This is a genomic window from Amycolatopsis sp. cg13 (genome assembly GCF_041346965.1).
Classification (GTDB): Bacteria; Actinomycetota; Actinomycetes; order Mycobacteriales; family Pseudonocardiaceae; genus Amycolatopsis.
Genome location: NZ_CP166848.1, coordinates 7,591,441 through 7,617,257 on the forward strand (window position 1 = coordinate 7,591,441; position 25,817 = coordinate 7,617,257).

The window sequence follows — 25,817 nt, forward strand, 5'->3', positions numbered from 1 at the left end:
GGGCCGCGGCCGCAGCTGGTCGATCATCCATCCGCCCAGTCAAACCGACAATCCCGCAACAATCCAGAGATGTCTGGAATATTGCGAGAGAATCCGGGAGCGCGGGTCGAAGGCTGACTGCCGGCAGTAGCGCGCGTACCCGCGCCTGACGCCCCAGGGCTCGATCAGGGTGATGTCCACCAGGCTGTTGCCATGATTCATGGAATTATGGTTTATCTCGTGCGGGACCCGTCGCGGGATTCCGCTCCTGCCGGAACCCGCCGAACCTCGAGGAGCCGTGGTGGTCACAGTGGTCGATGTCCGTGCCGTGCAGCGCCGGACCATCCGGGTCCTGATCGGCGCCCAGATGGTCTTCGCCGTGGTGATGGCGATGGCCTCGCCGGTCGCGGCGCTCCTCGCTCAGCAGATCACCGGGTCGGCCGGACTGGCCGGGCTCGCCCAGGCGGCCACCGTCGCCGGCGGCATGCTGGCCTCGGTCCCGCTCGCCGAGTTCACCGCGCGGCGGGGCCGTCGGCTCGGGGTGGCCGCCGGGTATCTCGTCGGCGCCGTCGGGGCGGCGGCCGTGGTGCTCGGCGGGGTCGTCGCCAGCTATCCGCTCCTGTTCGCCGGGTCGCTGCTGACGGGCACCGCTGTGGCGGCCGGGCTGCAGGCGAGGTTCGCCGCGACGGACCTGGTCGAGCCCGAGCGGCGCGGGCGGGCGATCGGCACCGTGGTGTGGGCCTCCACGATCGGGGGCGTGGTGGGCCCGTCGCTGGCCGGACCGTCGGATTCGGCCTCGGCAGTGCTGGGCCTCCCGCAGTTCACCGGTCCCTTCTTGGTGATCGGCGCGGGACTGGTGCTGACCGCAGCCGCGACGTTCGTGTGGCTGCGGCCCGATCCGCTGCTGCTGGCCCGTTCCCTGCGCGGGGAAACCCACGACCCTCGCGGGCAGGGCGTCCTGCGGACCGCTCGCGCGCTGGCGGGCAATCCCGCCGCCCGGCGCAGCCTGGTCGCGATCGCCGTGGTGCACGCGGTCATGGTGTCGGTGATGAACATGGCTTCACTGCACCTGCACCACGGCGGCGGCACTTTGCGCGTCGTCGGGTTCGCGATCAGCGTCCACCTGGCCGGGATGTTCCTGCTGGCCCCGGTGTTCGGCTGGCTGTCCGACCGGGTCGGCGGCCGCCGGGTGCTCGCCCTCGGACTGCTTCTCCTGCTCGCCTCCGCTGCGGTGCTGCAGAGCACGAGCGGGCACGACACCGGCCTGGTGATGGGCGGTCTGCTGCTGCTGGGCCTGGGCTGGTCGGCGGGCTTCGTCGCGGGTTCGAGCCTGCTGACGGCTTCGGTCGACGAGGAACTGCGCCCCCGGGCGCAGGGCTTTTCCGACCTGCTGATGCAGGCGGCCGCGGCGGCCGGCGGGCTGCTCGCCGGCAGCGTCGTCGAATTCTGGGGCTATCCGTGGCTGGCGCGCATCTCCGCCGTCCCGGTCGCCCTCGTCGCAATCTGGTACCTGCTCGCCGCGCGGCGCGCCGCTGCCCGCGCGTGACCCGGTCGGTCGTCTTCCCTTCGGCCGGAACCCCTGCTAGGTTCCCTATATCTAATCCTCCATAAAACTTTGGAGAATGGTGATGGTGGCTGCGTCCGAAGGCGTGCGACTGACCGAGCTGTCCACCGGGGCCGGGTGTGCGTGCAAACTGCCCCTGGAGAAGCTCGACGATCTGTTCTCGTCGTTCCGCGAAGGCCTGGCGCCGGCGTCGGAGGATCTGCTCGTCGGGGCGCTGGACGGCGACGACGCGGCGGTCCTGCGGCTGGACGCGGAGCGGGCGCTGGTGCTGACCACCGACTTCTTCACGCCGATCGTGGACGACCCCTACGACTGGGGCCGCGTGGCAGCGGCCAACTCGCTGTCGGACGTCTACGCCATGGGCGGGCGCCCGCTGATCGCGGTCAACCTCACCGCGTGGCCTGGCGAGGTCCTGCCGATCCGGTTGCTGAACGACGTGCTCCGCGGCGGCGCGGACCTGGCCGCGATCGCGGGGTGCGAAGTCGTGGGCGGGCACACGATCGACGACGCGGTGCCCAAGTACGGCATGGCCGTGCTGGGCATCGCCCACCCCGAACGGCTGCTGGCGATCGACCGCCTGCGGCCCGGCGACCATCTGGTGCTGACCAAGCCGCTCGGCACCGGGGTGATCACCACGGCGCTGAAGAACGGCGCAGTCGACGACGCGGTGGTGCGCGCGGCCGTGGACTCGATGACCATGCTCAACGCCGCGGCCAGCGAAGTGGCCCTCGCGTGCGGGGTCCGCGCCGCCACCGACATCACCGGCTTCGGGCTGGCAGGACACCTGCACCGGATGCTGCGCGCCAGCGGCGCGGCCGCCGAGCTCTACGCCGGGAGCGTGCCGCTGCTGCCGGACGCTCTCGAACTGGCTGCCCGGTTCGTTCCCGGCGGCACCCGGGCGAACATGGCCTACCTCGCCCCGACGGTCGACGTCGACCGCGACGTGCCCCACGACCTCGCGGTGCTGCTGCACGACGCGCAGACCTCCGGCGGCCTGCTCCTGGCCGTCCCCGGCGATCCGGCCCCGCTGGCCGCCGCGCTCGCCGCGCGCGGGATCGACGCTCCGGTGATCGGCAAAGTCGTCGAGGGACAACCGGGCCGGGTGAGCATCCGCGGCGGTGTCGCGACACGATGACGGGCCTCCGTTCGTCCCGACTGCTCGGTCCCGCGCTGCTGGCCGCGGCCTTGCTGACCTCCTCAGGGTGCGGCGCCGCCCGCGCTTCGGGCCCTGCGGGCGTGCCCGACCCGCTGCGGATCGGGCTGAGTCCCAGCATCACGCCCGCGCTGCAGCGCGAGACCTACCAGCCGCTCGCCCGGTATCTGCATCAGCGTCTCGGGGTCGAGGTGGTCTTCTCCGCTCCCGTCGACGAATCCGCGGGGTTGCGGGCGCTGCGCGACGACGCGGTCGACGTGGCCCGCCTCGACGCGCTGACCTACGCCGCAACCGATCATCAGGATTCCCTCGTGCCGCTGGTCACCGAAGTCGACGCCGAGACCGGAAGCCCGCGGTATCTCTCCGCGCTCGTCGCCCGGCACGGCAGCCGCGTGCGCAGCGTCGCCGACGTCGTCCGCGCCGGAGCCCGGGTCGCTCTGGGCGACCCGCACTCGGCGGCCGGCGACTTGTATCCCCGCGTCATGCTCGGCGACCCGGGCGCGGCGGCAACGCTCGTGACCGGCACCGGCTACAACACCGCGCGCGCCGTGTTGGACGGCACGGCCGGTGCGGGCGGGCTGGCGTTGCGGACGCTGCACCGGCTCGAACGCGACCGCGCCGTCCCCGCCGGGGCATTCGACGTGCTGCGCACCCACCCGGTGCCGGGCAGTCCCTGGGTCGCTCGCCGCGGGCTCGGCGCCGCCGCTCAGGACGCGGTCGCCGCCGCGTTCGAGTCGATCTCCGCCCCCGGCCTGCTGAACCTTCTGCAGGCACGCGGCTACGTCCAGGCTCGCCCAGCGGACTACCGGGAACTGCGCGCCGACGCCGAACGCCTCGGAACCGGGGAGGCCACGCCATGACTACAGCCGACCCGCGCCGGGCACTGCCCAAAGTGGACGCTCTGCTCGCTCATCCGCTGCTGGCCCCGCACCGGGACGAGTGGGGCCAGCAGCCGCTCGCGGGTGCCGCGCGGCACGTGCTGGACGCCTGCCGCACCGCGATCGGCCGCGGGGAACCGGTGCCCGGCGCCGAGGTGCTGGCCCAGCGCGTCGTCGAGCACCTCGACCTCACCGGCGCGCGCCGGGTGCGCGCCGTCGTCAACGCCACCGGCGTGGTGCTGCACACCAACCTCGGCCGCTCTCCGCTTTCCTCCGCAGCGCGCGAAGCCGTTCTCGCCGCTTCCGGATACTCCACTGTGGAATTCGATCTCGCCACCGGCGGGCGCGGCAAACGCGGTCACGCCGCCCACGCGATGCTACGCACGCTGACCGGCGCTCCCGGCGCGCTGATCGTCAACAACGCCGCGGCGGCGCTGCTGCTGAGCCTCGGCGCACTCGCCCGCGGGAAGGAAGTCGTCGTCTCCCGCGGGGAACTTATCGAGATCGGCGGGGAATTCCGGATACCGTCCATCATGGAGGCGGCCGGCGTCACCCTCGTCGAAGTCGGCACCACCAACCGCACTCATCTGCGCGACTACGCCGAAGCGATCACCGACCGCACCGCGCTGGTGCTGCTGGTGCATCCGTCCAATTACCGCATCGAGGGATTCACCGCCTCGCCTTCGCTGCCGGAACTGGCGGCACTCGCCCGCCAGCACCGAATCCCGGTGCTGCACGACGTCGGCTCCGGCCTGCTGCACGGAACGCTGGGCGAGGAACCTACCGTCGAGGACAGCCTCCGCGACGGCGCGGATCTTGTCGTCTTCTCCGGAGACAAGCTCTTCGGAGGCCCGCAGGCTGGCATGATCGTCGGCGCCGAGGACCTCGTCGCCGGGCTCGCCCGCCATCCGATCGCGCGCGCCGTCCGCATCGACAAGCTCACTCTCGCCGCGCTCGAAGCCACTCTCTTGGCGCACCTGTCCGGCAGGAGGGACCTGGAACTTCCCGTCTGGCGCTCGCTGCGCGCGGGCTGGGGCGAGCTTTACTCGCGAGCGCAGCGACTCGCCGCCCGCCTCGGACCGGGCGCCGAGGTTCGGGAGGGGGTCAGCACCCCGGGCGGCGGCAGCCTCCCCGGCCAGACGATCCGAAGCCCGCTCGTGCACCTGACTCCCCGAAACGGCAGCGAAGCGGCGACCATGGCCCGGCTGCGCCACGGCGAACCCCCGGTCATCGCGCGCACCGAAAAAGGCCGCCTCGTCGTCGACCTGCGCACCGTCGCCGAAGACGACGACGACACGCTCGCAGCCGCGCTGCTGCGCGCGCTGCAAACCCCGCCCGCGTCCGGCAACGGCTCCGGACCGGCGACCGCCGCATCGACAGAAAGCGAGGACCAGACCCAACACGCGACCTCATGAGATCGCACAGGGAGGTGAGGAGTCCTGGTGGACTCTCCGCAGCCACGCCGCGGAAGGCGCTCTGCGCCTGGCGGGTTCGATTCCCGACCACCTCCGCCACTCTCCCGACGGCGCAGAATCCGGAGAATTCTCCGTCCTGCGCTGCGGAAATGGCCCCGCAGAACACCGCGCGGAGATTCTTTTCCGGCAGTCGCGCACAGTGCGCTACTCCTTTGCGGGCAACCCTGTCCGGACGCTCTTCTCGCGCCCCCCGCCCGCTGCTACCGTCCACTACTACCGAAATCCAGTTATTTATGGATAAGTCGCAGGCGGCGAGGCCGCCGCGCGAACCGTGGTGTCGCGAGGAGAAGTCCCATGAGCACACGGACCGACCCGACGTTCTACCGCACGGCGAGCCACGCCATGTCCGGCCCGCCCGAACGGCACGGCTACGTGGTCACGCTCGACCCCAGCGGAAACCGGCCGGACGCGCTGAGCGTGCTGGACCTCGACCCGGAGTCGGCGACCTACGGGCAGCTGACCGGACGGCTCGACATGCCCAACGTCGGGGACGAACTGCATCACTTCGGGTGGAACGCCTGCAGTGCGCACCTGTGCCCCGGTTCGCCCCACCATGACGTCGAGCGCCGCTACCTGCTGGTGCCCGGCCTGCGCTCGTCGCGGATCCACGTGGTCGACACGAAGCCCGACCCGCACCGGCCGCGCCTGGCGAAAGTGATCGAACCCGATGCCGTCGCGGCGGGCTCGGGCTACAGCAGGCCGCACACCTTCCACTGCGGTCCCGACGGAATCTACGTCAGCGCCCTGGGCTCGCCCGATGGCTCCGGGCCCGGCGGCCTCTTCCGGCTCGATCACGAGACGTTCGACGTCCAGGGGCGCTGGGAGGCCGACCGGGGCCCGCAGTACCTCGCCTACGACTTCTGGTGGCACCTCGGGCACAACATCCTGGTCAGCAGCGAATGGGGAACGCCGGAGATGGTCGAGTACGGACTCGACCCGCAACGGCTGCTGGCCCACGAATACGGCCATTGCATCCACCTGTGGGACCTGCGGACCGGACGGCACCTGCAGCAGCTCGACCTCGGAGCCGAGCACCAGATGGTGCTCGAGCTGCGCCCGGCGCACAATCCGTCGAAGACGTACGGATTCGTCAATGCTGTCGTGTCCACAAAGGACCTGTCGTCGTCGGTCTGGGCATGGCACCGTGACAACGGGAACTGGGCGATCCGCAAGGTGATCGAGATCCCCGCCGAACCGGCCGACGCGGACAGCCTGCCTCCGGCGCTGCAGCCGTTCGGCGCGGTCCCGCCTCTGGTCACGGATCTGGTGCTGAGCCTGGACGACCGCTATCTCTACGTCGCCTGCTGGGGCACCGGAGACCTGCGCCAGTACGACGTCTCCGATCCCTTCGCGCCGAAGCTGACCGGCACCCTCCGGCTCGGCGGCATCGTCTCGCGCGCCCCGCATCCCCGCGGCGGCGGCCCGCTCAACGGCGCTCCGCAGATGGTGGAACTCAGCCGGGACGGACGCCGCCTGTACTTCAGCAATTCGCTCTACTCGTCGTGGGACGACCAGTTCTACCCCGACGGGCTGCGCGGATGGATCGCCAAGGCCGACATCGCCGACGACGGCCGCATGACCCTCGACGAGAACTTCTTCGTTCCTTTCGAAGGAGAACGCCCCCACCAGATCCGACTGGAGGGCGGCGACTCGTCTTCGGATTCCTACTGCTACTCGTGAACGCGGCCCCGGCTCGTCCGCCTGCATCCTTTGTTCGCCGCAACGCAACGGAGCGACTCACATGGACACCATCATCATGGTCGGGATTTTCGGGATATTCCTCGCCGCGACGAGGACATGGTCGCGGCCGAAACTGATCGGCTTGTGGGCGGTCGCCATCGTGGCGTGCCTGCTGCTGTTCTGGCACCACGCGACCTCGCCGCTCAACCTCAACTTCTGACCCGAGGGAGCCTCGCCATGACTGCGACAGCCACCGCGGACGCGCCCGCCCGCCCGGCGAACCGTCTCGGCTTCGTCCTTCTGCACATCTACGTCCTGGGCATCTGCGCGGTCCTGCTCGGCGGCTTCCTCGTCCAATTCGGACGCGGCGAATACCCGTGCCCGCTGTGCATCCTGCAACGGATGTTCATGATGCTGGCCGCCCTCGGGCCCGTGTTCGTCATCGCGCGTTCGCGCTCCCAGGCCGTCACCACCCGGGAATTCGCCGCCGGATACGGAATGAGCATCGTGGCCAGCGTCTGCGGAGCCGCGGTCGCGGCCCGCCACATCATGCTGCACGTCAAGCCGCCGGACCCCGGATACGGCAGCACGGTCTGGGGCCTGCACCCCTACACCTGGGCCTTCATCACCTTCACCGTCGCGATCCTGGCCGCCGGCGGCAGCCTGGCGCTCGCGCGCGAACTCGAACCGCTGGACAGCCGCAGCACCGTCCTGTCCACGACCGTCCTGTGGATCTTCGGCGCGATCGTGCTCGCCAACCTCCTGGCGGTCTTCGCCCTCGAAGGACTGCACTGGTTCCTCCCCGGCGACCCCGTCCATTACCAGCTGCTCTACGACCTCGGGATCACCTCCTAGGCAAAACGCATCGGCGCAATCCGAGAACAGCCGCACGAGAGCAACCGGGCAATTCACCGCCCGGTTGCTCTCGCATGCGTATTCGTGATCTACGAATACCGCAGAGTATCCGGGGCAGCGCAGCCTTACCGGAACCGTGACCTGCCCTGAACATAGGTACGGTCATTATTTACCGAATAGGTTGCCGAGGCGGCACGCAGCGCGGCATACTGACGGAAATCGAGCTGTCAGCTTGCATTTAACCACTGGGGACTGGGGAAATCCCGCACTGGTCTCGCCCGCAATTGCGGGCGGTCGCATTGAGGGAGTGGGGGGAGGTGAATCACGTGAAGGTCATCATCAAGCCGGTCGCCAAGCCGCAGCTGTCGAAGATCGCCGGTTCCACCCGTTGTGGCTGACCCTCGCGGTCACTCGTGACCGGCCGCTGACGACCGGTCATTGCCGCTGCGGTGCGGGCATATCGCGCTCGCACCGCAGCCCCGCCGTCCCGCACTTTCAGGAGGCTCACCGTGACGTCCACACAGGACCTTGACTTCAAACCCAGGCTGCGGCACTGCACGTTTTTCCAGCCGGAGGAAGGCCCCGTCATCATGATCGTCGGGGAACGACACTTCGAGATTGACCAGGTAGGCGCCGACTTCGACACGTTCCTCAACTTCAAGCGCTATCTCGACGGCCGCCACACGGTCAAGGAAATCTCCGAAATAACCGGCATTTCGCCCGACGACGCGATCGGGATTGTCAACGGATTCGCCGAGCAAGAGCTGATTCGTGTCGAAGACGAGTCGCTCGACAAGATCCCGGTTCCGGTGTTCCTCGACCAGATCGACCGCTCCACCGGGATGTGGAGCGAGCAGATCGGTTTCCACCGCTTCTGGTCGAGCCTGGAGAACCAGCGTTACCGCAAAGAGGTCTTCCTCGGATTGATCCTGGAGACCTACCACTACATCAAAGCCGCCAGCCGCCACATCTCCACCGCCATCGCGCACTGCACGGACCCGGCGTGGGAACACCAACTGTCGGAGTACCTGTCGGAGGAATACAACCACGCGTGGATGGCGCGCGACAGCCTGCTGCGCATGGGCCTGTCCCAGGACGAGGTCGAGAACGCCCATCCCGTCATCGGGACCTGGTCGCTGATCAACAACCTGTGCGAGATCGCCCGCGGCGACACCCTGGGCTACCTCGCCTGCACCAAACTGTTCGAAGCGCGCGACTCCGAAACCCTGGACGGCGCGAACGACCTGCAACGGCTGGCCGTGGCCTACGGCTACCCCGAAGACTGCCTTGAACCGCTGGTGTCGCACGTCGCCGAGGACGTCAACGCCAACCACACCGGCCTGCTCGAGGAAGCCCTGGAAGGACGCGACTACGTTCCCGCCGCTCAGGCGCACCGCGCGGTGAACAACCTGCACGACCTGAAGCACTCGTTCGACCAGTACTACTACGGCATCGCGCAGTACTACTCCGATATTTCCAACTACATCCCCCGCCTGAAGGTCGACTACTTCAGCCTGTGAACGATCGCCGCCGCCCGCGTCCCGGACCCCGGCTCCGGGACCCGGGGAAACCACCGCGCACCGGCATGGGCAGCAGCTTCTGGCGGCTGTTCGGCGCGTACGCGATCAACACCGTCGGCGACGAGTTCTACGCGCTCGCCCTGCCCTTGGTGCTGCTCGCTTCCGGCTACCCGGGAGCTTCGGTGACGTTCCTGTTCGGCGTCTTGACCGCATCGACCGTCGCGGCCGGATTCGTGGTCGGCTACCTCGTCGACCGCTATCCGCCTCGCGGCGTCCTGACCACCTCGTACCTCGCGTCCGCCGCGATCCTGTTCCTCGGCGTCGGCGCGGTGGCAGCGGGCGCAGACGGCTATGCGGTCGCGTTGGCCGGTGCAGCGATTCTCGGAGTGTTCGCCGCGCTCTCGGCCGCCGCAGTCGACGCCGGCATCCCTCGCACCGTGGCGCGTGAAGACCAGGCCAGCCGCGGCTACTCCCTGGTCGAATCCGCTCGCACGGCCGCCCTCATCTTCGGGCCCGCTTGCGCCGGGCTGGTCACCTTGATCTCCAACCTGCTCTGGGTGCTCAGCGCCAACGCGGGCTCATTCCTGCTCGCCGCCGCTATCTCCCACACGCGCGGCACCGCCGCACGCCACCGTCGCGCCCCCGGCGAGCCCGTGTTCGCGATGATCCGCGACGGCCTCCGCGCAGTGCTGCGCAACCGCGCGCTGGGCATCGGCATCGGACTCAGCCTGATCGCCAACATCACCCTCGGAGCCGAGCAACCGCTGTTCCTGACCCGGTTCGTCCGCGACTTCGGAGTCTCCGGCATGCTGACTTCCGCAGTGGTCATCGCCGCGGGTCTCAGCGCCATCGCCACCTCGCTCGTGCTGACCCACCTGGCACGGCGGCTCACCGCCCGCACCGCGATGATCTGGTCCTGCGTCGCCAGCGCACTCGCCGCCGCTGGCATCGGACTCACCACCAACCCGCCGCTGGCCGCCGCCCTGTACTGCGTCCTGTGCGCCTCCACCATCAGCTACAACGTCTACTGGCGCACCTACCGGCAACAGGTCGTCCCCGCGGGCCTGCTCGGCCGCGTCTCGGCCACCTGCCGAAGCCTGGCCTACAGCGGCATCGTGCTCGGCACCACAGTCGTCGGCGCGTTCCAGCAAGCCGGCGCCACCACCGGCCTCCTGTTCACCGCCGGCGGCTTCGCGTGCCTGACCGGCATGCTCGTCGGAGCGATCCTTTCCCGCCCACTGTCTTCTGCGAAACGACGCGTCCGCGACGACCACGCCGAAAGTCCGCCATCTCCCGGCGATCCGCGCCCGGAACAACCACGGCACCGCTGAACCAAGGAGCCGATCCTCGAGGCGGCCCTAAGCAACATCGCGCCGCGACGCAGCAGCGACCTCTCGCTCGACCGCCAGCCCAGTGCGGCCTAGGTGCGTCCCGGACCCAGTACCAGCGTCGGAACCGCACGACCGAGCACAGGGCTCTTCGCACGGTCAGCGGGCGACGCCAGGTCAAAAACTCCCGAAGGTCCTGTCGAGTTGCTGCCGATCCGTTCGTCATCCTCTTGTCAACGCACCCACGCCACAGACATGGAGGACACCGTGCAATCCATGCTGCCGCTCAACAACGCCGCCCGTTCCGAACGCATGCCGCCGACGAGGCGCGTTCTCCGCTAGCCGACCACGCTTTCGGCGAAGTACACCTGCACCGGCCACCTGGGACCACAGAACTACGGCCGGGGAACGCCAACCTGCCTGTACCGGTACTCGCGAGTCCGGCCCTCAGCACAAGCCACCCGCCGAAGACACGATCTGTCAGGGAAGGACACCACCCGATGAGCACCACCCCGCAAGACCCGACCACGCTGCACGTCGACACCGTCGTCGACGTTCCCCTCGAGCGCGCCTTCCGCCTGTTCACGGAGCGGTTCGACGAAATCAAGCCTCGCGAGCACAACCTCCTCGCAGTCCCGATCGAACGGACCGTGCTCGAACCCGAAGCGGGCGGCACCGTGTACGACATCGGCGCCGACGGCAGCCGGTGCACCTGGGCCCGGGTGCTTGCCTACGAGCCGCCGACCCGGCTGCTCCTCAGCTGGGACATCAGCCCGCGCTGGCAGCTGGAGCCCGATCCCGCTCGCACCAGCGAGGTCGAGATCCGGTTCACCGCTGAGAGCGCCGAACGCACCCGGGTAGCGCTCGAACACCGGCACCTCGACCGGCACGGTGAAGGCTGGGAGAGCTTCGCCGGTCTCGATTCCGGCTCGGGCTGGCCGCTGTACCTCGACCGGTTCCGCGCCGCGACGCAACGAACTGCTGCGGGGAACTGAACTTGAACAGCCGCCCCCGCCGCCCCGCATCGTCGCGAAGTACGCCACCAAGGGCACCAATCCGGGCAATGTCCAGTGGATGGGAGGCGATGCCGTCGCCCTGTGGCGCGAAGAGCACCACCATCGTGCATAGCAGCACGTGCAACGCGACGAGCCCGTTCTTCGGCAGGAACTCCGCTTCGGAGAACCTTTCTTCTGCGACCTCGCCGAAGAATTCGGATTGGTACCGGCGGCCCGCTCGTCGACCGGATCGCCGCGGTCGCCGGTCCAGGCGGCGACGGACACTTGCTCGTCTTCGGTCGCGTCGTCACCGAGACTGCCGTTGCGGCGGGGGTAGCCGCCGCAACGGTGGTTTGCGCTTCGATAGCCGACGTGCCGGACGTCTCATCTCCGCTGTGGTCGCATTCGTGCCTTTGGACCGAGCTGGCCACATTGGCGACGCTCGCGCCGTCTGCCCGCGACGCGTTGCGGGCAGACGCGGGCTGAGCCGGCCGGTGGCGCGCGAAGATCCGGACTCGCACAGGCGAAGCCGAGATGACGGTGCGGGATCTGGCCTCGGGTCCCGCAGTCGGTCGGGTTCCGGCCAGACGGTTTACGCGGAGCCGAGGTCAACGGCACCGGCCCGGTGCAGTTCCTGGTCAGCACCGCCCGCCATCACGGCTACGAGTCTCTGGCCGAGGCCCGGCTGCTGTTGACGCTCGACTTCGCCGGCTGCCTGCTTGACGTGCTGTCGCAGCCGGTGCGACTGCGGTTCGACACCGCCGACGGGCCCCGCGAGCACATCCCGGACTTCTTCGCTGTGACCGAACGCGGACGGTGGCTGATCGATGTCCGTCCCGCCGGACGGATCGGCGAGCGCGACGCCGTGGCGTTCGCCGCGACCGACCTGGTCGCCGCGCGCTGCGGGTGGGGCTACGCGGTGACGACCAGCTGGCGTCATCCCGGAGCCGCCACCGTCGACGCCCTCGCCGCGCAGCGCCGACCGCTCGACGACCGGCTCGGCATGATCGCAAAACTGCTCGATGCTGCCGCGCACGGTCCGCGCCCGTTCGCCGCATTGGCCGCCGGCACGTCCGCCCCCGCGATCGCGCGGACCTACCTGCTGCACCTGCTGTGGCACCGGCCTCTCACCATGGACCTGCACGGCGCGCTCTCCGACAGCACTGCGATCGGACCGGTCCGCACTGCGTCGGGACGCGTGCGGTGACCGGGGTCCTGGACCTCGCGCCGGGCGCGGCGATCGTTCTCGACGGGACCGAGTGGACGGTCGAACGGGTCGAACCCCACTGCGGCCGTGTCGTCCTGCGCAATACCTGCGGGAAACGACTGCCGGTCACCATGCGCTTCCTGATGGACCATCCCGGCTGTCGCTCGTCGACACGCACGGCCTCGCGTCGTCCTGCCGCGGCAGGACGACAGGCGCCGGGGCTGGCCGATCTGACCGAGCGCCAGCGCGAGATCGTGTCGATCCGGGCGGCGCACCTGTTGGAAGCGGACCTCGACACGACGAAGCCGACCAACTCCGCTCAACCCCGGTGACAACTAGCGCGCACAAGTGACAGATAGGGCGCACAGTCACACAAGTGACACCGATCGCTCGACTGACTCGACTTGACTTCCGAATCGAACTTATGTTCGACTCAACTGGGGTCGTCGAGAGCGTGGGCGGCCCTTGTCCGTGGATGCAAGCAGGTGACCTGAGGTGGACGAGTGGCCGTCAACTGTGCGGAGAGTCAGCCCGCCGATTCCAGTCTGGGTGAGCGTGCGCAAGTTGCTCGTGCTCGGCACTGAGATCCTTGCTCCGCGCAATCGCGCTGGCTTGCGAATCGAGGCCGAGATCCCCGGCCTGCTGTTCGAATGGGCCCGCCGCGAGGACGGCGGATTGCTCGGCTGGGTCACTTACCAGCTCGTCACGGCCGACGACCAGTGGTCGCGACCGGTCAGCCACTACGTGCCAGCGCACTTGCTTCGAAGGCGAGGCCCGGCTCGTCGCCAGCAGTTCGGCGACTACCGACCTCGGACTCACGGATAATTCCTGGTGCGGGCGGCGAGCTGAGCGTCTGCCGCGAAGAACATCTCGGGCACGCGGGAATCTCAGTCCGCGTCCGCGTGCGCATGGGAAAGCGCCAACGTTCGGCATCGCGGTGATGCTCGGCAGGCAATCGTCAAGCCATTCGTCGAGTCGCCCTAGCGCAATGGAATCGGCCGTGTCGCGCCGGCGCTGGGCGAGATCTGGTGCAGCCGGGGGCTGTCGATCTCGGCCGTACGCTCGTCAGGCAATCCGCGAGAAGTTCGGGTGTACGTACGCCTTCGCCAAGCTTGCCGGTAGTCCGGACGGGTGAACGGTGCCGCGGTGAGCCGAAACTCAGTGGCGGATCACGTTGACCTCACGCCGTGATCCCCTGCTACCCCGTAGATGTCCTCGCGGCCGTGATTCTGGCTGCGAAGGCGGAGCGGGACGGAGCAGGCCTGCTGCTTCGCTGGCAAGCGGAGTCGCCCGGAATTGTGCCTTGGCTTGAATCGGCTCTGATCACCTGACGGAATCCATCCGTCATCTCCGCTCTTTTTTGAACTATTTCATTCTCGTCAAGGAGGGGCAATGTCCAAAACTATCGCCTTGCGGAACATGTCCGTGGCAAGCGTATCCGCGCCTGCTCTCTGGGTAGGCACTGCTTTGGGAGCGTCGGCGGCGCCATCCGTGCCAGCGCGAGTCCTCGACCCTTGCGGCTACATCGACCCAGGGATGTATCGGCACTGCGACGGCGGGAGCGGCTCGACGGTCATGCTGGATGTGCAAGACATCCTGCGGAGCATCTACCACTACTGCGTCGGCCCCGGCACAACGAACCTTCAGCCCGTCATCAGGCTGAGGGTGATCGACGCGTGGTGGAACGGTGGCGTCAGGTGTCAGCCCGGTTACTACGGTCCCGCGTGAGATCTTTCTTGCGCTGCGGCTGTTCGAGGCCGCAGCGCAAGCTCATCCGCACGGTTTCCCTCCGGCCGACGCGCTGCGGGCTCCGGTTGGCAAGCCTGAAGCGGTGCGAAAATTGGAGTCGTCCCATTTGCTGGATGTGAACTAGAATCCTCGAATTACCTAGTGTGACTGCCGTAGTTCAAATGGGTGAACTGTCGCTGTTTGTATCCATCCGCGCACGCTGCGGGCATACCTTGAAATATCCAAGGTCGCTTGGCGAAGTAAACAGCCGGTCGGGTTCGAAGGCTGCTCCGGGGAGGGGGCGAACCGATGGCTTTGGGCGTGCGTGGCAATTTTGCTGCGGCAATGAGCTGCGGTGAGTTCCGTGCGATGTGGGCTGCCGAGACGCTGTCTGTCACCGGTGACCAGCTGGCGAGGGTCGCCCTGGCGTTGATGGTCTACGGACGCACGAACTCGGCGTCGTTGACGGCGTTGACCTACGCACTGACCTTCGCACCTGCCGTTCTTGGCGGCTTTCTCTTGTCGGGGCTTGCTGATCGGTATCCGCGCCGCGCGGTGATCGTCGTGACCGACGTGGTCCGCGGTTGTCTCGCGCTCGCGATGGTGATTCCGGGCCTGTCGCTGCCTGCGCTGTGGTGCTTGGTCGGTGTGCTGACGCTGGCCGGTGCGCCGTTCAAAGCAGCGCAGCTATCGCTTCTTCCTGACGTCCTGCCCGCCGAGCTCTACCAGACCGGTCTCGGATTGCGTCAGGTCACAACTCAGACCGCGCAGGTGGCAGGCTTCGGCTTGGGCGGTGTTCTGGTGCCGGCGTTCGGCGCTAGCACGGCGCTGGCGGTCAACGGCGGCACGTTCCTGTTGAGCGCTGTGGTGGTGCTGCTCGGCGTTCGGGTGCGGCCCGCGGCGAGCCGCAATCCGGATGCGTCTGAAGTCGCGCCAGCAATGGCATCGCGTCGAGTCGGTTCGCAGTTGGTTGCTCCCGTGATTTTGATATCGATGGTCGGCCTCTTGGTGGTGCCGGAAGGCATTGCGGCACCGTTCGCCGGGGCGATCGGCGCGGCGTCGTTCGCAGTCGGTTTGCTCATGGCGGCGGACCCGGTCGGCAGTGTCATCGGAGGGTGGTGGGCCGCCAGAAGCAGTTCCGTGGCCTCGCCTCCGTCAGTGATCGTGCCAGCAGTCGCTGCCGGAATGCCCTTGGTCGCGTCCGCCGCGGTGCCCTCATTACCGGTGGCGGCCGTGCTGTGGGCGGTGTCGGGTGCGTTGTCCACGATCTACTTGGTTCGTCTGCAATCCGTCGTCGTGGCGATCGTCCCCGATTCGCGGCGGGGGACGGTGATGGGCAGGCTGAGCACCTGCATCTACACCTCGCAGGGCGTGGCAATCGTGGCCGCGGGGCTCGCGGCTGACCGGGTCGGCCCGGTGGTCACCGTGGCGGCCTCCGGCGCTGCCGCGTCCGTACTCGCGATAGGGGCCGCGGTCGTGTGGAAACGAACTCGCCCGCGGCAAGCGAAAACTGCCGAGGACGAGCCCGCACCGATATTTCGACTGCCTTCACCAATCCTTGTTGCGCATGCGACCCCTCCAGGGACATCCGGCGGTGGGGAAGGACCGCAGCCAAGAACGGATTGAAGACCGTGGCCTTCCCCGTGGGAACGGAAGCGAGATCAGTATGCAGCGTGTTACCGGCTCCGGGCAGCCCAGTCGGGCAACCCGGGTGAGAAGTTGGGCGATCTGGTCCCTGCCTGCACGTGTCCGTGTGTTTGTGCTGCTTATCGAGCTGTTCACGGTCGGAGTCGTCGCGGTCGAGGCAGTGCCGACGCGGCTGACCGCACACGACCTCCTCACCTGCGTGGTGGTGATCGGTCTCGGGGTCGCAGCGGCCGAGATGGCCCGTCAGGTCGAGCGGCGCCGCCGTCGGTTCGCGGACAAACCGCACGTCAACTTTTCGTCGGTCTGGACGCTGGCCGCAGCGTTGACGCTCCCCGGTGTCTTAGCCGTCGTTGTGGTGGCTGCGCTCTACCTGCACCTGTGGTTGCGAAGCTGGCGGGGCATTGTCGGTGTCTACGCGCATCGGACGGTGTTCAGCGCGTGCAATGTGATCTTGTCCTGCCAAGTGGCAGCCTGGTGCGCCCGCTCGATGAACGTGCTGCCCCTCGGGCATGACCGGAGCGCCTGGACCGCTCTCGTTGCCGTCGTGGTGGTCCTCGCCTACTTCGTGGTGAACTCGACGGTTGTCGGGGCTGTCATCGCGCTCTCGACGTCGACGCGGTCGCCGAAGCGTCTGATCGGCCGCCTGAACGAGAACCTCCTGGAACTGGCGACACTGTGCATGGGCACGTTGGCCGCGTTGCTGATCGCGCAGCTTCCCTGGCTGCTGGTCCTCGTCTTCGTTCCGCTCTACGCGCTGCACTGCAGCGCACTCGTCAGGCAGTTCGAACAGGCCGCGATCAGGGACCCGAAGACCGGGTTGTTGAACATGGCCAGTTGGCGCGCGCTGGCAGAGAGCGAGTTCGCGCGTGCCCGGCAGCTTGGATCCAGCCTCGGCATCGCACTCATCAACATCGACCATTTCGGAAAGCTGAAAGCTATTCACGGCCCGCTGGTCGCCGACGCTGTTCTTCGTGCGGCGGGTAACGCGCTGAGTTCTGTCGTACGCAGCGACGACCTGTGCGGATGCCTCGGCGGTGACGAGTTCGTCGTGATGCTGCCGGGCGGCGATGCGGAAAACGTTGTTGTTGTGGCCCAACGGATCCGAGAACGTATTGCCGAGATCGAGTTCGATGGGGCGGACAAGAGCCTGGTAGAGATCACCGCGTCGATCGGTGCGGCAGTCTTCCCCGCGGTCGGGCACGACCTCAACGACGTCATGATCGCCGCGGACAACGCACTCTTCGCGGCCAAGGACTCTGGCCGAAATCAGGTCAAGGAAGCGTTGTAATTCAACTGGATTCGGACGTCCGACGGTTGGCAGCCCAGCTGGCCAACGGTCGCAACATGCTGAGCAACTCTCGGCCGTCCGGGCTGAGCTTGTAGTAGACCCTCGAAGCGCCGACCTTCGCGTCGTCCTCCTCTCGGCGCTCGACCAGCTGGTTCTTCTCCAGCCGCTTCAGGGTGTCGGTCAGGACGCGCGGGCTGATCGGGTTCCGCTGACCGTTGAGCGCTCTGTTCACGTCGTTCTTCACTTCCCCGAAGGGCAGTTCGCCGACCGCCAACGTGGCGATGACAGCGATCGTCCACTGCCCGGTCAACAGCGATGACAGGTCGTGAAGGGCCTGGCGGTATGACGAGCCTTCGTCCTTGTCCACCCTCTGGTGAATACATGATCAATTGACCGCTCGCCACCACTTCCTCCGGATCGGTCGCGGTGTGGACTGAACGGGTGAACATGCGCGCGGTGAGTCCAAACTCAGCAGGCCGTTACGTTGCGCTCACCCGAGGTCAGCGCGCTAGACCGGGTTGGTGCCCGGGGAGAACGGCCCTGGGAACGGAAGCAGCGAGGCGCCCCGCCCGCAAGCCACCGGGCGGGCGTCTCGCCCGAACCTTCGACCCGACGAGAGCCGCCAGCGAGGGCCAGTTCGCCGGGAACAGCGCGCAGGAGGCGACACGATGTCGACCCGGGTATTCGAGATTGCAAGCCGGCGGAGCGGGACGCCGTCGGCTGGTTCGGGAACGGTGATCAGCGGCGTCCGGCCGTTCGTTCAGATTCGCAAGGATGCGCCCGTGCTGCTGCGGTTGCGGGCGCGTACGCCCTGGTTGTTCCGTTGCGCGCTGCGCCCGTCACGGAAACGCCAGGCTCAAGCTGACCGACACAGAACCAGCACAAGATCGGGACAGAACGAGCACTGATTTGTCCTCTGCCGACGCTGGTCGCGCTCGACAGTTCGGGGCCATGGTTGGAGACGCAGGCACGGTTGCAATGGCCGAGACGGCCACCGAGCGGTACAGGAGGCAGCAAGATGACGTGTTGCTCCTCGTTAGGAGGCCCGCGTGGCGGCGTATCTTCCGTGGGTTACGTGCGGTACGGGGCTGCTGCTCGGGTTGTTATCGGTCCTGGCCGCCGAACGAGCAGCCGGCGATTTGCCGCTGCGGTCAGCGGGGACCCGCACCGCGGTGTTGCTGGCGACCTCGGTCGCAGTCGGCGGGTTGTACTTGGTCGGCTGGCTGCGGTTCGGCGCGACCTCGATGCTGGCGACCTGGTGCTGGGCGTGCTCGCTCGGGATCAGCTTGGCACTCGCGGACCTGTATTTTCGCAGGCTTCCCTTCGCGCTCGTCGCGGCGTTCGGAGTAGGTGGAGTCGCAACGTTTCTCGCTGCCACGGTCGCCGACGGACGGTGGGGACGACTCGCTTTTGCGTGTGGGGCGGCTGCTGCCGTATTCGCCGCAGCCGTTGCAGTGCAGATGGCGCTGCCAGATCACACGGGTGGCGGAGACACGGCGCTGTATGGAGTCCTCGCCTTGTACCTGGGATGGTTCGGGTGGACAGGACTCTTCCGGGGGTTGTTGATAGCGAGCGGACTCACCGCGGTGGTAGGGCTCGTAGTTGCGGCTTGTTCAGGACGCGCGCGTACACGCTTTCCGGCGGGTCCGTCGCTCCTTGCTGGCGCGTTCGCGAGCGTGCTGCTCGCGTGATCCGGCGGAGACAGCGGCATTCTCGAGGTCAGGCTTTACACAGAGTGGGGAGGAAGCCAGGATGTTGACCCGAGCAGGACGACTGCGTCGTGTAGTTGCGCTTACGGGTGCCGCTGCGGTCACCGTCGGTTTGGCGGGCTGCAGCGGAGATGCCGCGCAGCCACGTCCTTCTTCTCCGAATCTGTCAGCGCCGTCGCCGGGGCCGACTGCGCCCAGTTCGGCGCCGACGGACAGCAAGGAAGCGGTCGCGGCGGCGTACACGCAGTTCTGGCCGCGATCGTTGGACGCTGGCAACGGGCCTGAGGATTCCTGGCGCGGAGCCCTGGCAGCAATCGCGGTCGATCCGCAGCTCTCGACCACGTTGGCCGCAATGGAACGGCAGAAAGCCGCGGGCATCACGACGTACGGTCAGGTCGCTGTGCGGATCTTGTCAGTCGAAGTATCAGGTTCCACGGCGAAGGTGGTCGACTGTCAGGACGCTTCGCATGCGGGACAAGCAGATGCGCGCACGGGCGCAAAGAAGACGGTTGGCGTAGCGAGGATGCTGGTGCGCGCGATGCTGATTCGAGACACGGCCAATGGAATGTGGAAGGTTTCGAAAACCGAATTTCCTGGCGGTGCGTGCTGATGCGACACCACATCTGCCTTGCCGCGGTGGCTGCGTGCGCCGCTTTCGCCAGCGGGCTGTCTGTCGGGAATTCCGGTGTCGCCGCAGCGAGTTCCGACGATGACGGCCAGGTGATCGTCACTCCTTCCGATCCGCTTGGCCGGTACTCCCAGCCGGGCGTCGACATGCGGGTGCTGGATTCTCAGGGCGAGGCCCCGGTTCGTCACGGCCCGGGACCCCCGGCCGTCGGGCAGGACCGGCAGGCGGGCACGAAAAGCCGTCCGGACGCGCCAAGTGCGTTGCCTCCAGGCTGTTTCATCGGCGGGTTCGGCGCAGGCGGCGGATTGCATGGACCAGCCGGGAGCGCCTTCGGTATGCGGTGCATGCCACCACTGCCTGCCAACCCAGCGCCTGCTGCGCCCGCGCCCGCCGCACCTGCTTTGCCGTCACCGGCAGAACTGGCCGCGCAGGCGTTCGAACAGTTGCGGTTGCCGTTACCGCTCCCTCGTCATTCCCCTGACGTGCAGTTACCGGACGGACGTGCAGCGACGATCGTCGGCGAGAACACTTGGATCTGGACAGATCGCGGTGCGTGGACATCAGCAGTGAAGAGAGTTCAGGTCGGGCCGGTATGGGCGCAGGTGACCGCGGTCCCGACACGCCTGACGTTCGATTCCGGCACAGGCGGCTCGACTTCATGCGACGGGCCGGGGACCTCATTCAACGGTTCCTTCGGGCTTCACTCGGCCAGTCCGGACTGCGGCTTCGTCTACACGAGGTCGTCCTACGGGCTCTCGGGCGACCAGGTGCGGGCGGAATGGTCGATCACGTGGTCGGTTGGCTGGACCGGCTCGGACGGTACTGCCGGTGTCGGAGGCGAGTTCCCGCAGATGTTGTCGCGCGCGACGGCGACGTACGCGGTAGCGGAGATCCAAGCGCTGCGCGCGCGAAGCTAGGAATCGATTCGCACAATCGCCATCGCGCTACGAGATTTCTCTTACAAACAAAGTGAATTGACTCGTTATTGATTGGGGAAGGAGTTGCCCCGTGGGTGCTGCTGTGTCCTCTTCACGACCGGCGCATATCGACCGAGATGCTGCCGGGAGCCAGCGCGACATGGGCGAGGTCCCCAGGATTCCGCGGCGGCGGCGCTGGTGGTTGCTGGGCATCGCGGCCTTGCTGGCCGCGCTGGCCGGGTACGGCAACTACGTCCTGATCACGACCCAGGACGAACGAGTCGACGTGCTGGTCCTGATCCACGACGTCGGCTGGGGCCATCCGATCAATGACGCCGATCTCGGTGTGGCCAAAGCGGTACCGGCCCAGCCGCTGGCTTCCATTCCCGTCAGCGACCGGGACCGGGTCATCGGTCAGTTCGCGCGTTCGACGTTGTCTTCGGGCACAGTGCTCACGCCAGGGCAGTTCACCGAGCAGCCGGTCCCCGGACCTGGCGAACGGCTGGTCGGGCTGCCGGTGAAACCGGGCCATCTTCCTTCTCGTGGCCTGACAGCGGGAGACCTGGTGCAGGTAGTACCCGTCGCGGGCAGCGCCGGAAACGACGCGCAACAGACACCGGCTAGTCCTGCCGCTCCCTTTCGCGCACGCGTTCTGGGCATCGGACCGCCGGATTCGGCAGGCGCAGTCACGGTCGATGTCGTTGTGGGCGGCGATGCCGCCGCAGCGGCAACCAGCGCTGCGGCCGGGCAGGTCGTCGTAGTCCAACTCGGGCCAGGTGCGTAGACGCGAAGTTGTCAGAGGAAAGAGCGAGAACGATGGCACTGATCACGATCATCTCCGGAAAAGGCGCACCGGGCGCTACCACGACCTTGGCCGCGCTCGCGGCTACGTGGCCGGCTCCGGTGTTGCTGGCCGACTGCGACCCGGATGGCGGCGACCTTGCTCCGGGCTGGCTCGGGCAATGGATGCTCGCGGGCCGCATCCGCGCCGACGTGGGCGTCCTGTCGCACGCCACCGCGACGCGGCACGCAATTGCTGGTGATCCTGCTTCGCTCATCGATCACGTCCAGGCGGTACCGCCGGCTCGCCATGTCGGGCTGCTGGCCGGATTGAGCGCACCGGGACAGCATGCTGCTCTCGGACTTGAGGGATGGATGCGGCTGACGACTGCTCTGGCGGCTTTCAAGACTCAGGCGGGGCAGCCGGTCGACGCGCTCGTTGATGCAGGCCGTTTTGGCGTCGTGACGCCGTGGCCGCTGTTGCGAGCAGCGGATGCAGTATTGCTTGCGGTGCGTCCGACACAGCGACACTTGCTCGCGGCTCGGCCGGTGTTGACCGAACTTGCCCGGCGAGTTGCACCGGAAAGGCTGGCACTGGCGGTGTGCGCCACCACTCCGGCTGGGACCAGGGCGGTCCGAACTGCACTCGGCCGGGACGTCGCCGTTGAGGTTCCCAATGATGCGAAGACCGCGGCTGTGCTGTCCGAGAGTCGCGACGCGGGAGCGCTGCCACCCCGTTCCGCATTACTGCGCGCTACCCATGACGCCGGACTTCGTCTTCACCGCACCTATCACCGTTACACGCCAGCCGAGGTGCGCACTGCAGCTGCACACCGTGTTGCACGGTCGCTCGCCGGAGGCACACGATGACGTTGTCGAGTAACGGATACCCCGCTGCCGGAAGTATTGCCGACTACACGCTCCCCACCGGAGCGGCCATTCCTCTCAGCACAATCGATCCCACTCTCGCTGTCTCACCGCAGACGGTTGGGCATCCGCAGCACGCTCTCGAGCACTTCTCGCCGCAGGACGTACGCGAAATACGCGAATCCGTTGCCACGAGGCTGGAGCGCGCCGCCGCGGGCGAGTCTCAGCTTGAAACCCCGTTGTCACAAGAAGAACGACAGGCGCGAATGCGCGCTTTCGTCGCTGATGCTGTCGGTGAGTGGGTGCGGGGCCGCGCTCACGCCGGGAATCCTCCTTTGCCGATGGAGGAAGAACGCTGGTTGACCCGCGCGGTGGTAGCCGCGTTGTCCGGGCTGGGTGCGTTGGAAGAGCTGCTGCGTCGCGAGGACGTTGAGAACATCCATGTGCACGGATGCGACCGCGTCATCTTGGAGTTGGCCGACGGCACCATGGAGCGGTGGCCGCACCCCGTCGCGGACACCGATGCCGAACTGGTCGAGATGCTTGCCGCGATGTTCGCGCGGCAAGGCCAGACGTCCCGGGAGTTCAACGCCGGGCAACCACTGGGGAATCTCCGCATCGGAGCCGGCGGGCCGCTCGGTGCTCGGGTAGCGGCGGTGATGGAGGTGTCCGACCGGCCGCGGGTCGCGATCCGTCGGCACCGCCTGGTCGACGTCGGCCTGGACGAGCTGGTCGCCAACGGGACGCTCGATCCGGCGCTCGGGCTGTTTCTGCGGGCCGCGGTGAGGGCGGGCTGCAACATGATCATCTCCGGTGGTCCGGCCGCGGGCAAAACCACGTTGCTCCGGGCACTGTGCGCCGAGATTCCGGACACCGAGCACGTCGTCACTGTGGAGGAAGAGTACGAACTCGGTCTGCACCTGGGACCGCGCCTTTTGGTCACCCCGCTGGAGGCGCGGCCGGCGAACGCGGAAGGGGTCGGGGAAGTCTCCCTGGACGATCTGCTCAAACAGACTCTCCGGCACTCGCCGAGTCGCGTGATCGTCGGGGAAGTTCGCGCCGGCGAGGTGACCGCGATGCTGCGCGCGCTCGGCAATGGTGCAGCGGGCGGAATGTGCACCATTCACGCAACCAGCGCGCTTGCCGTGTTCGACCGGATCTGCGCGTTGGGTCAGTTGGCGAATCCACCATTGGCGATCGACGCCGCACACCAGTGGACCGCGTCAGCCATCGATCTTGTGGTGCACGTCGCGCGAACCGACCGCCGCCAGCCTTCGGGCCTGCGGCGAACTCGGTGTGTGTCAGAAGTGGTCGAAGTCGGCCCGGTCGGCGACGCGGGTCGGCCGGACACCACTCGGCTGTTCGAGCCGGACCCAGGTACTGGGCGAGCGGTTCCGGCATACGCCCCGAGCCGAGCCTTGTTGGAGCGGCTGGAACGCCACGGGTTTGACCGCCGTCAGCTTGACACCGCAGACATGCGGATCGCGGCCGGCGTTCTCCGGGACGGTGCGCGATGACGGGCATGTGGGCAGTCGTGTTCGGTGTCGCCGTCTTCCTTGCGATCGGCTGCGCCGGCATCGCGTTTCTGCCGGTATTGCGGCCTAGCCGCGTCGAGCGTTCTCGTGCCTTTCCAGTGGTGCTCTGGCAACGGCTCAGTGCCATGGTCTCGCTCCGGAAGGCGGTTGTGGCCGTGGCTGCTGGCGTGATCGTGTGGTGGACCACTGGATGGCCGGTGGCAGCGATCCTGTCAGTGGCGGCGGTCGCCGCGGTGCCCGTCCTGGTTGGCGGGCACGACGAGCAGCGGCTGATCGCACGGTTGGACGCTTTGGCCGCCTGGGTACGGCGGCTGGCTGACCTGCTCGCATCCGGCGCGGGTGGTCTCGAGCAGGCGATCATCAGCTCGGCCCGCACCGCGCCAGCCCCGTTGGCTGTCGAAATCGAGACCCTGGTGGCCAGGCTCCGCACCCGAAGCCTGGAAGCCGCGCTCCGCGGGTTCGCCGACCACGTGGGCGACGAAGCAGCGGACGAAGTGGTCCTGACGTTGATCCTGCGGGTCCGTGCGGGAGGACGCGGGCTCGTCGACATCCTCGATGCCACCGCGACCGCCATGGAACGAGAAGCAGTGGCTCGGCGCGATGTCGAAGCCGACCGCGCAAAGCCTCGCACCGACGTGCGTGCGATCCTCGGCATCACTGTGGTCCTGCTGGCCGGGTTGTTCGTCTTCGCCAGCGACTTCCTCACACCGTTCGACGACGTGCTCGGCCAGTTGGTGATGGCAGGCATCGGCGTCTTGTTCGGCGCGGCCGGCTGGTGGATGCACATGCTGACCCGGACTCATCGCCCCTCGCGTCTGCTCGGAGCGGACTCCCGTACACCGGCCGCACCCCGGCGAACGGCTGTCGCTACAGCTCGAGGGCAGGCGGCATGATGAGCGCGGGAGCCGCTGCCTCCGTACTCGGCATTGTCGCCGGGCTCGCGGTCACGCTCGTCGTCCTCGCGCTGTTGCGTCCGGCACCAGTCGACGTCGCCGCCGCAATTGCGGACTTGGACGACCGCATGCGCCAGCGTGACGACGGAACAGGGGCGTCCAGTCGCTCCGCCCGCAGGATACGGCGGCTCGCGGGCTACTCGGCGCGATCATCGAGTCTTTGGTGGGGAATCCCGGCTCGTGATCTTGACGTGCTCGACCTGACCGCCGAGCGCTTTCTCGTACGGCGGCTGGCTTGGGCGGGTGGAGCTGCGGCCCTTGGCGCAACTGTCTGCGCGCTTTCCTGGTTGGCGGGTATGGGACTGCCTGCCGAAGTGGCAGTGTTGGCGCTCTTGGTCATGACAACAGCTGGATCGGTCGTACCAGCTCTCGCCGTGCGCGAAGACGCTCGCCGGGCACGTGAGGAGTTCCGTCGTGCCACAGCCGCATACCTCGACCTCGTTGCACAGGAACGTGCCACGGGACGTGCGCCCAGTCAGGCTCTGGACGAAGCCGCAGCCATCGGTGACTCGTGGGCATTCGCCCGGATACGTCGAGCACTCGGCCACGCGGCGCACGCCGGCTCGACGCCGTGGGAATCGTTGGCCATGCTCGGAAGGCGGATGGCTGTAGCGGAACTCGAAGATCTCGCCGACATCGTCGCCACTGCCGCGGACGGCGCTGCCATCTACCGGACGCTGCTCGCGAAGTCGGCGACGCTCCGCGCGGCCGCGCTGGCTGCGGACAAGGCGGATGCGAACTCGCGGTCCCAACACCTCGCGCTCCCCGTCGCGCTGCTGCTGATCGCCTTCCTGCTCCTGGTGCTGTATCCGGCTGCAAACCGTCTGCTCCTCGGCGGAACCTAGCCTTTGAACCCTGAAAGATCAACGCATCAAACAGTTCAGCACCAAACGAAGGAGCAGAAACGATGTCCTGCAACAGTTTCCATGCCGCGGCGCGGCGAGGGCAAGCGCAGCTGGCGTTGATATCAGCCAAGGCGTCACTCGCCCTAACCGTTGCCCTGCAAGCCCGCTGGGCACGGACTCGTGCGTCCGGAGACCGAGGTTCGGAATCCGTGGAGAAGGCGGTACTTGTTGCCATCGGCCTGGCCGTGGCCATCGGACTCGCCATTGCCATTCGCGCTGCAGTGGA

General features: G+C 67.7%; 24 protein-coding genes and 1 tRNA gene. 24 read left to right on the top strand and 1 reads right to left on the bottom strand.

Features of this window, described 5'->3' with window-relative positions; translation table 11 throughout:
• Window positions 1–280: 280 nt before the first annotated feature.
• The 17 genes from AB5I40_RS35640 to AB5I40_RS35720 all read left to right on the top strand — a co-directional run bounded on the left by AB5I40_RS35640 (window position 281) and on the right by AB5I40_RS35720 (window position 17,297).
• Window positions 281–1,525: an MFS transporter gene (locus tag AB5I40_RS35640; protein ID WP_370934572.1), complete on the top strand. Its 1,245-nt coding sequence runs from the start codon at window positions 281–283 to the stop codon at window positions 1,523–1,525.
• 82 nt (window positions 1,526–1,607) lie between these two features.
• Complete coding sequence (gene selD / locus AB5I40_RS35645; RefSeq protein WP_370940681.1) at window positions 1,608–2,678, top strand: selenide, water dikinase SelD; 1,071 nt, start codon at window positions 1,608–1,610, stop codon at window positions 2,676–2,678.
• Window positions 2,675–3,556 carry a phosphate/phosphite/phosphonate ABC transporter substrate-binding protein gene (locus AB5I40_RS35650; RefSeq protein WP_370934573.1) on the top strand — a complete coding sequence of 294 codons (882 nt, stop codon included), beginning with the start codon at window positions 2,675–2,677 and terminating at the stop codon, window positions 3,554–3,556. The genes selD and AB5I40_RS35650 overlap by 4 nt, the downstream gene beginning before the upstream one ends.
• Window positions 3,553–4,989, top strand: a complete 1,437-nt coding sequence (gene selA, locus AB5I40_RS35655; RefSeq protein ID WP_370934574.1) for an L-seryl-tRNA(Sec) selenium transferase — start codon at window positions 3,553–3,555, stop codon at window positions 4,987–4,989. Before AB5I40_RS35650 ends, selA begins: the two co-directional genes overlap by 4 nt.
• A gap of 10 nt (window positions 4,990–4,999) precedes the next feature.
• Window positions 5,000–5,088, top strand: a tRNA-Val gene (locus tag AB5I40_RS35660).
• 255 nt (window positions 5,089–5,343) lie between these two features.
• Window positions 5,344–6,729, top strand: coding sequence for a selenium-binding protein SBP56-related protein (locus tag AB5I40_RS35665; protein ID WP_370934575.1), 1,386 nt, complete (start codon window positions 5,344–5,346; stop codon window positions 6,727–6,729).
• A 61-nt stretch (window positions 6,730–6,790) separates the two neighbouring features.
• Complete coding sequence (locus AB5I40_RS35670) at window positions 6,791–6,949, top strand: DUF5993 family protein (protein WP_370934576.1); 159 nt, start codon at window positions 6,791–6,793, stop codon at window positions 6,947–6,949.
• Between the two features lie 17 nt (window positions 6,950–6,966).
• The gene (locus AB5I40_RS35675) at window positions 6,967–7,584 is read left to right on the top strand and encodes a disulfide bond formation protein B (RefSeq protein WP_370934577.1); all 618 of its coding nucleotides are present in this window, start codon (window positions 6,967–6,969) and stop codon (window positions 7,582–7,584) included.
• A gap of 509 nt (window positions 7,585–8,093) precedes the next feature.
• Window positions 8,094–9,104, top strand: a complete 1,011-nt coding sequence (locus AB5I40_RS35680) for an iron-containing redox enzyme family protein (RefSeq protein ID WP_370934578.1) — start codon at window positions 8,094–8,096, stop codon at window positions 9,102–9,104.
• Between the two features lie 65 nt (window positions 9,105–9,169).
• Window positions 9,170–10,435: an MFS transporter gene (locus AB5I40_RS35685; RefSeq protein WP_370934579.1), complete on the top strand. Its 1,266-nt coding sequence runs from the start codon at window positions 9,170–9,172 to the stop codon at window positions 10,433–10,435.
• Between the two features lie 497 nt (window positions 10,436–10,932).
• Window positions 10,933–11,427, top strand: a complete 495-nt coding sequence (locus AB5I40_RS35690; protein WP_370934580.1) for an SRPBCC family protein — start codon at window positions 10,933–10,935, stop codon at window positions 11,425–11,427.
• Window positions 11,428–12,052: 625 nt separating this feature from the next.
• Window positions 12,053–12,634: a TnsA-like heteromeric transposase endonuclease subunit gene (locus AB5I40_RS35695; RefSeq protein WP_370934581.1), complete on the top strand. Its 582-nt coding sequence runs from the start codon at window positions 12,053–12,055 to the stop codon at window positions 12,632–12,634.
• A complete protein-coding gene (locus tag AB5I40_RS35700) occupies window positions 12,631–12,966 on the top strand; it encodes a hypothetical protein (protein ID WP_370934582.1) in 336 nt (111 codons plus the stop codon). Before AB5I40_RS35695 ends, AB5I40_RS35700 begins: the two co-directional genes overlap by 4 nt.
• Window positions 12,967–13,189: 223 nt before the next feature.
• On the top strand, window positions 13,190–13,459 hold the full coding sequence (locus AB5I40_RS35705) for a hypothetical protein (protein ID WP_370934583.1): 270 nt from the start codon (window positions 13,190–13,192) through the stop codon (window positions 13,457–13,459).
• Between the two features lie 594 nt (window positions 13,460–14,053).
• On the top strand, window positions 14,054–14,362 hold the full coding sequence (locus AB5I40_RS35710) for a DUF6355 family natural product biosynthesis protein (protein ID WP_370940682.1): 309 nt from the start codon (window positions 14,054–14,056) through the stop codon (window positions 14,360–14,362).
• A 309-nt stretch (window positions 14,363–14,671) separates the two neighbouring features.
• Window positions 14,672–15,988, top strand: a complete 1,317-nt coding sequence (locus tag AB5I40_RS35715) for an MFS transporter (protein ID WP_370934584.1) — start codon at window positions 14,672–14,674, stop codon at window positions 15,986–15,988.
• Window positions 15,989–16,115: 127 nt separating this feature from the next.
• On the top strand, window positions 16,116–17,297 hold the full coding sequence (locus tag AB5I40_RS35720; protein ID WP_370934585.1) for a GGDEF domain-containing protein: 1,182 nt from the start codon (window positions 16,116–16,118) through the stop codon (window positions 17,295–17,297).
• A gap of 1 nt (window position 17,298) precedes the next feature.
• Here AB5I40_RS35720 and AB5I40_RS35725 read toward each other — a convergent pair whose 3' ends face one another.
• The gene (locus AB5I40_RS35725; protein ID WP_370934586.1) at window positions 17,299–17,664 is read right to left on the bottom strand and encodes a winged helix-turn-helix transcriptional regulator; all 366 of its coding nucleotides are present in this window, start codon (window positions 17,662–17,664) and stop codon (window positions 17,299–17,301) included.
• A gap of 1,694 nt (window positions 17,665–19,358) precedes the next feature.
• Here AB5I40_RS35725 and AB5I40_RS35730 point away from each other — a divergent pair.
• The 7 genes from AB5I40_RS35730 (at window position 19,359) to AB5I40_RS35760 (ending at window position 25,531) form a co-directional block, all read left to right on the top strand.
• Window positions 19,359–19,616: a hypothetical protein gene (locus AB5I40_RS35730; RefSeq protein ID WP_370934587.1), complete on the top strand. Its 258-nt coding sequence runs from the start codon at window positions 19,359–19,361 to the stop codon at window positions 19,614–19,616.
• Window positions 19,616–20,551, top strand: coding sequence for a hypothetical protein (locus AB5I40_RS35735; protein ID WP_370934588.1), 936 nt, complete (start codon window positions 19,616–19,618; stop codon window positions 20,549–20,551). The genes AB5I40_RS35730 and AB5I40_RS35735 overlap by 1 nt, the downstream gene beginning before the upstream one ends.
• Window positions 20,552–20,642: 91 nt before the next feature.
• Complete coding sequence (locus AB5I40_RS35740) at window positions 20,643–21,335, top strand: hypothetical protein (RefSeq protein WP_370934589.1); 693 nt, start codon at window positions 20,643–20,645, stop codon at window positions 21,333–21,335.
• Between the two features lie 32 nt (window positions 21,336–21,367).
• Entirely contained in the window at window positions 21,368–22,201 is an 834-nt protein-coding gene (locus AB5I40_RS35745) for a hypothetical protein (protein WP_370934590.1), read from the top strand.
• Complete coding sequence (locus AB5I40_RS35750; protein ID WP_370934591.1) at window positions 22,198–23,715, top strand: CpaF family protein; 1,518 nt, start codon at window positions 22,198–22,200, stop codon at window positions 23,713–23,715. The genes AB5I40_RS35745 and AB5I40_RS35750 overlap by 4 nt, the downstream gene beginning before the upstream one ends.
• Window positions 23,712–24,626, top strand: a complete 915-nt coding sequence (locus tag AB5I40_RS35755) for a type II secretion system F family protein (RefSeq protein ID WP_370934592.1) — start codon at window positions 23,712–23,714, stop codon at window positions 24,624–24,626. The genes AB5I40_RS35750 and AB5I40_RS35755 overlap by 4 nt, the downstream gene beginning before the upstream one ends.
• Window positions 24,623–25,531 carry a pilus assembly protein TadB gene (locus AB5I40_RS35760; RefSeq protein ID WP_370934593.1) on the top strand — a complete coding sequence of 303 codons (909 nt, stop codon included), beginning with the start codon at window positions 24,623–24,625 and terminating at the stop codon, window positions 25,529–25,531. Before AB5I40_RS35755 ends, AB5I40_RS35760 begins: the two co-directional genes overlap by 4 nt.
• Window positions 25,532–25,817 lie beyond the last annotated feature (286 nt).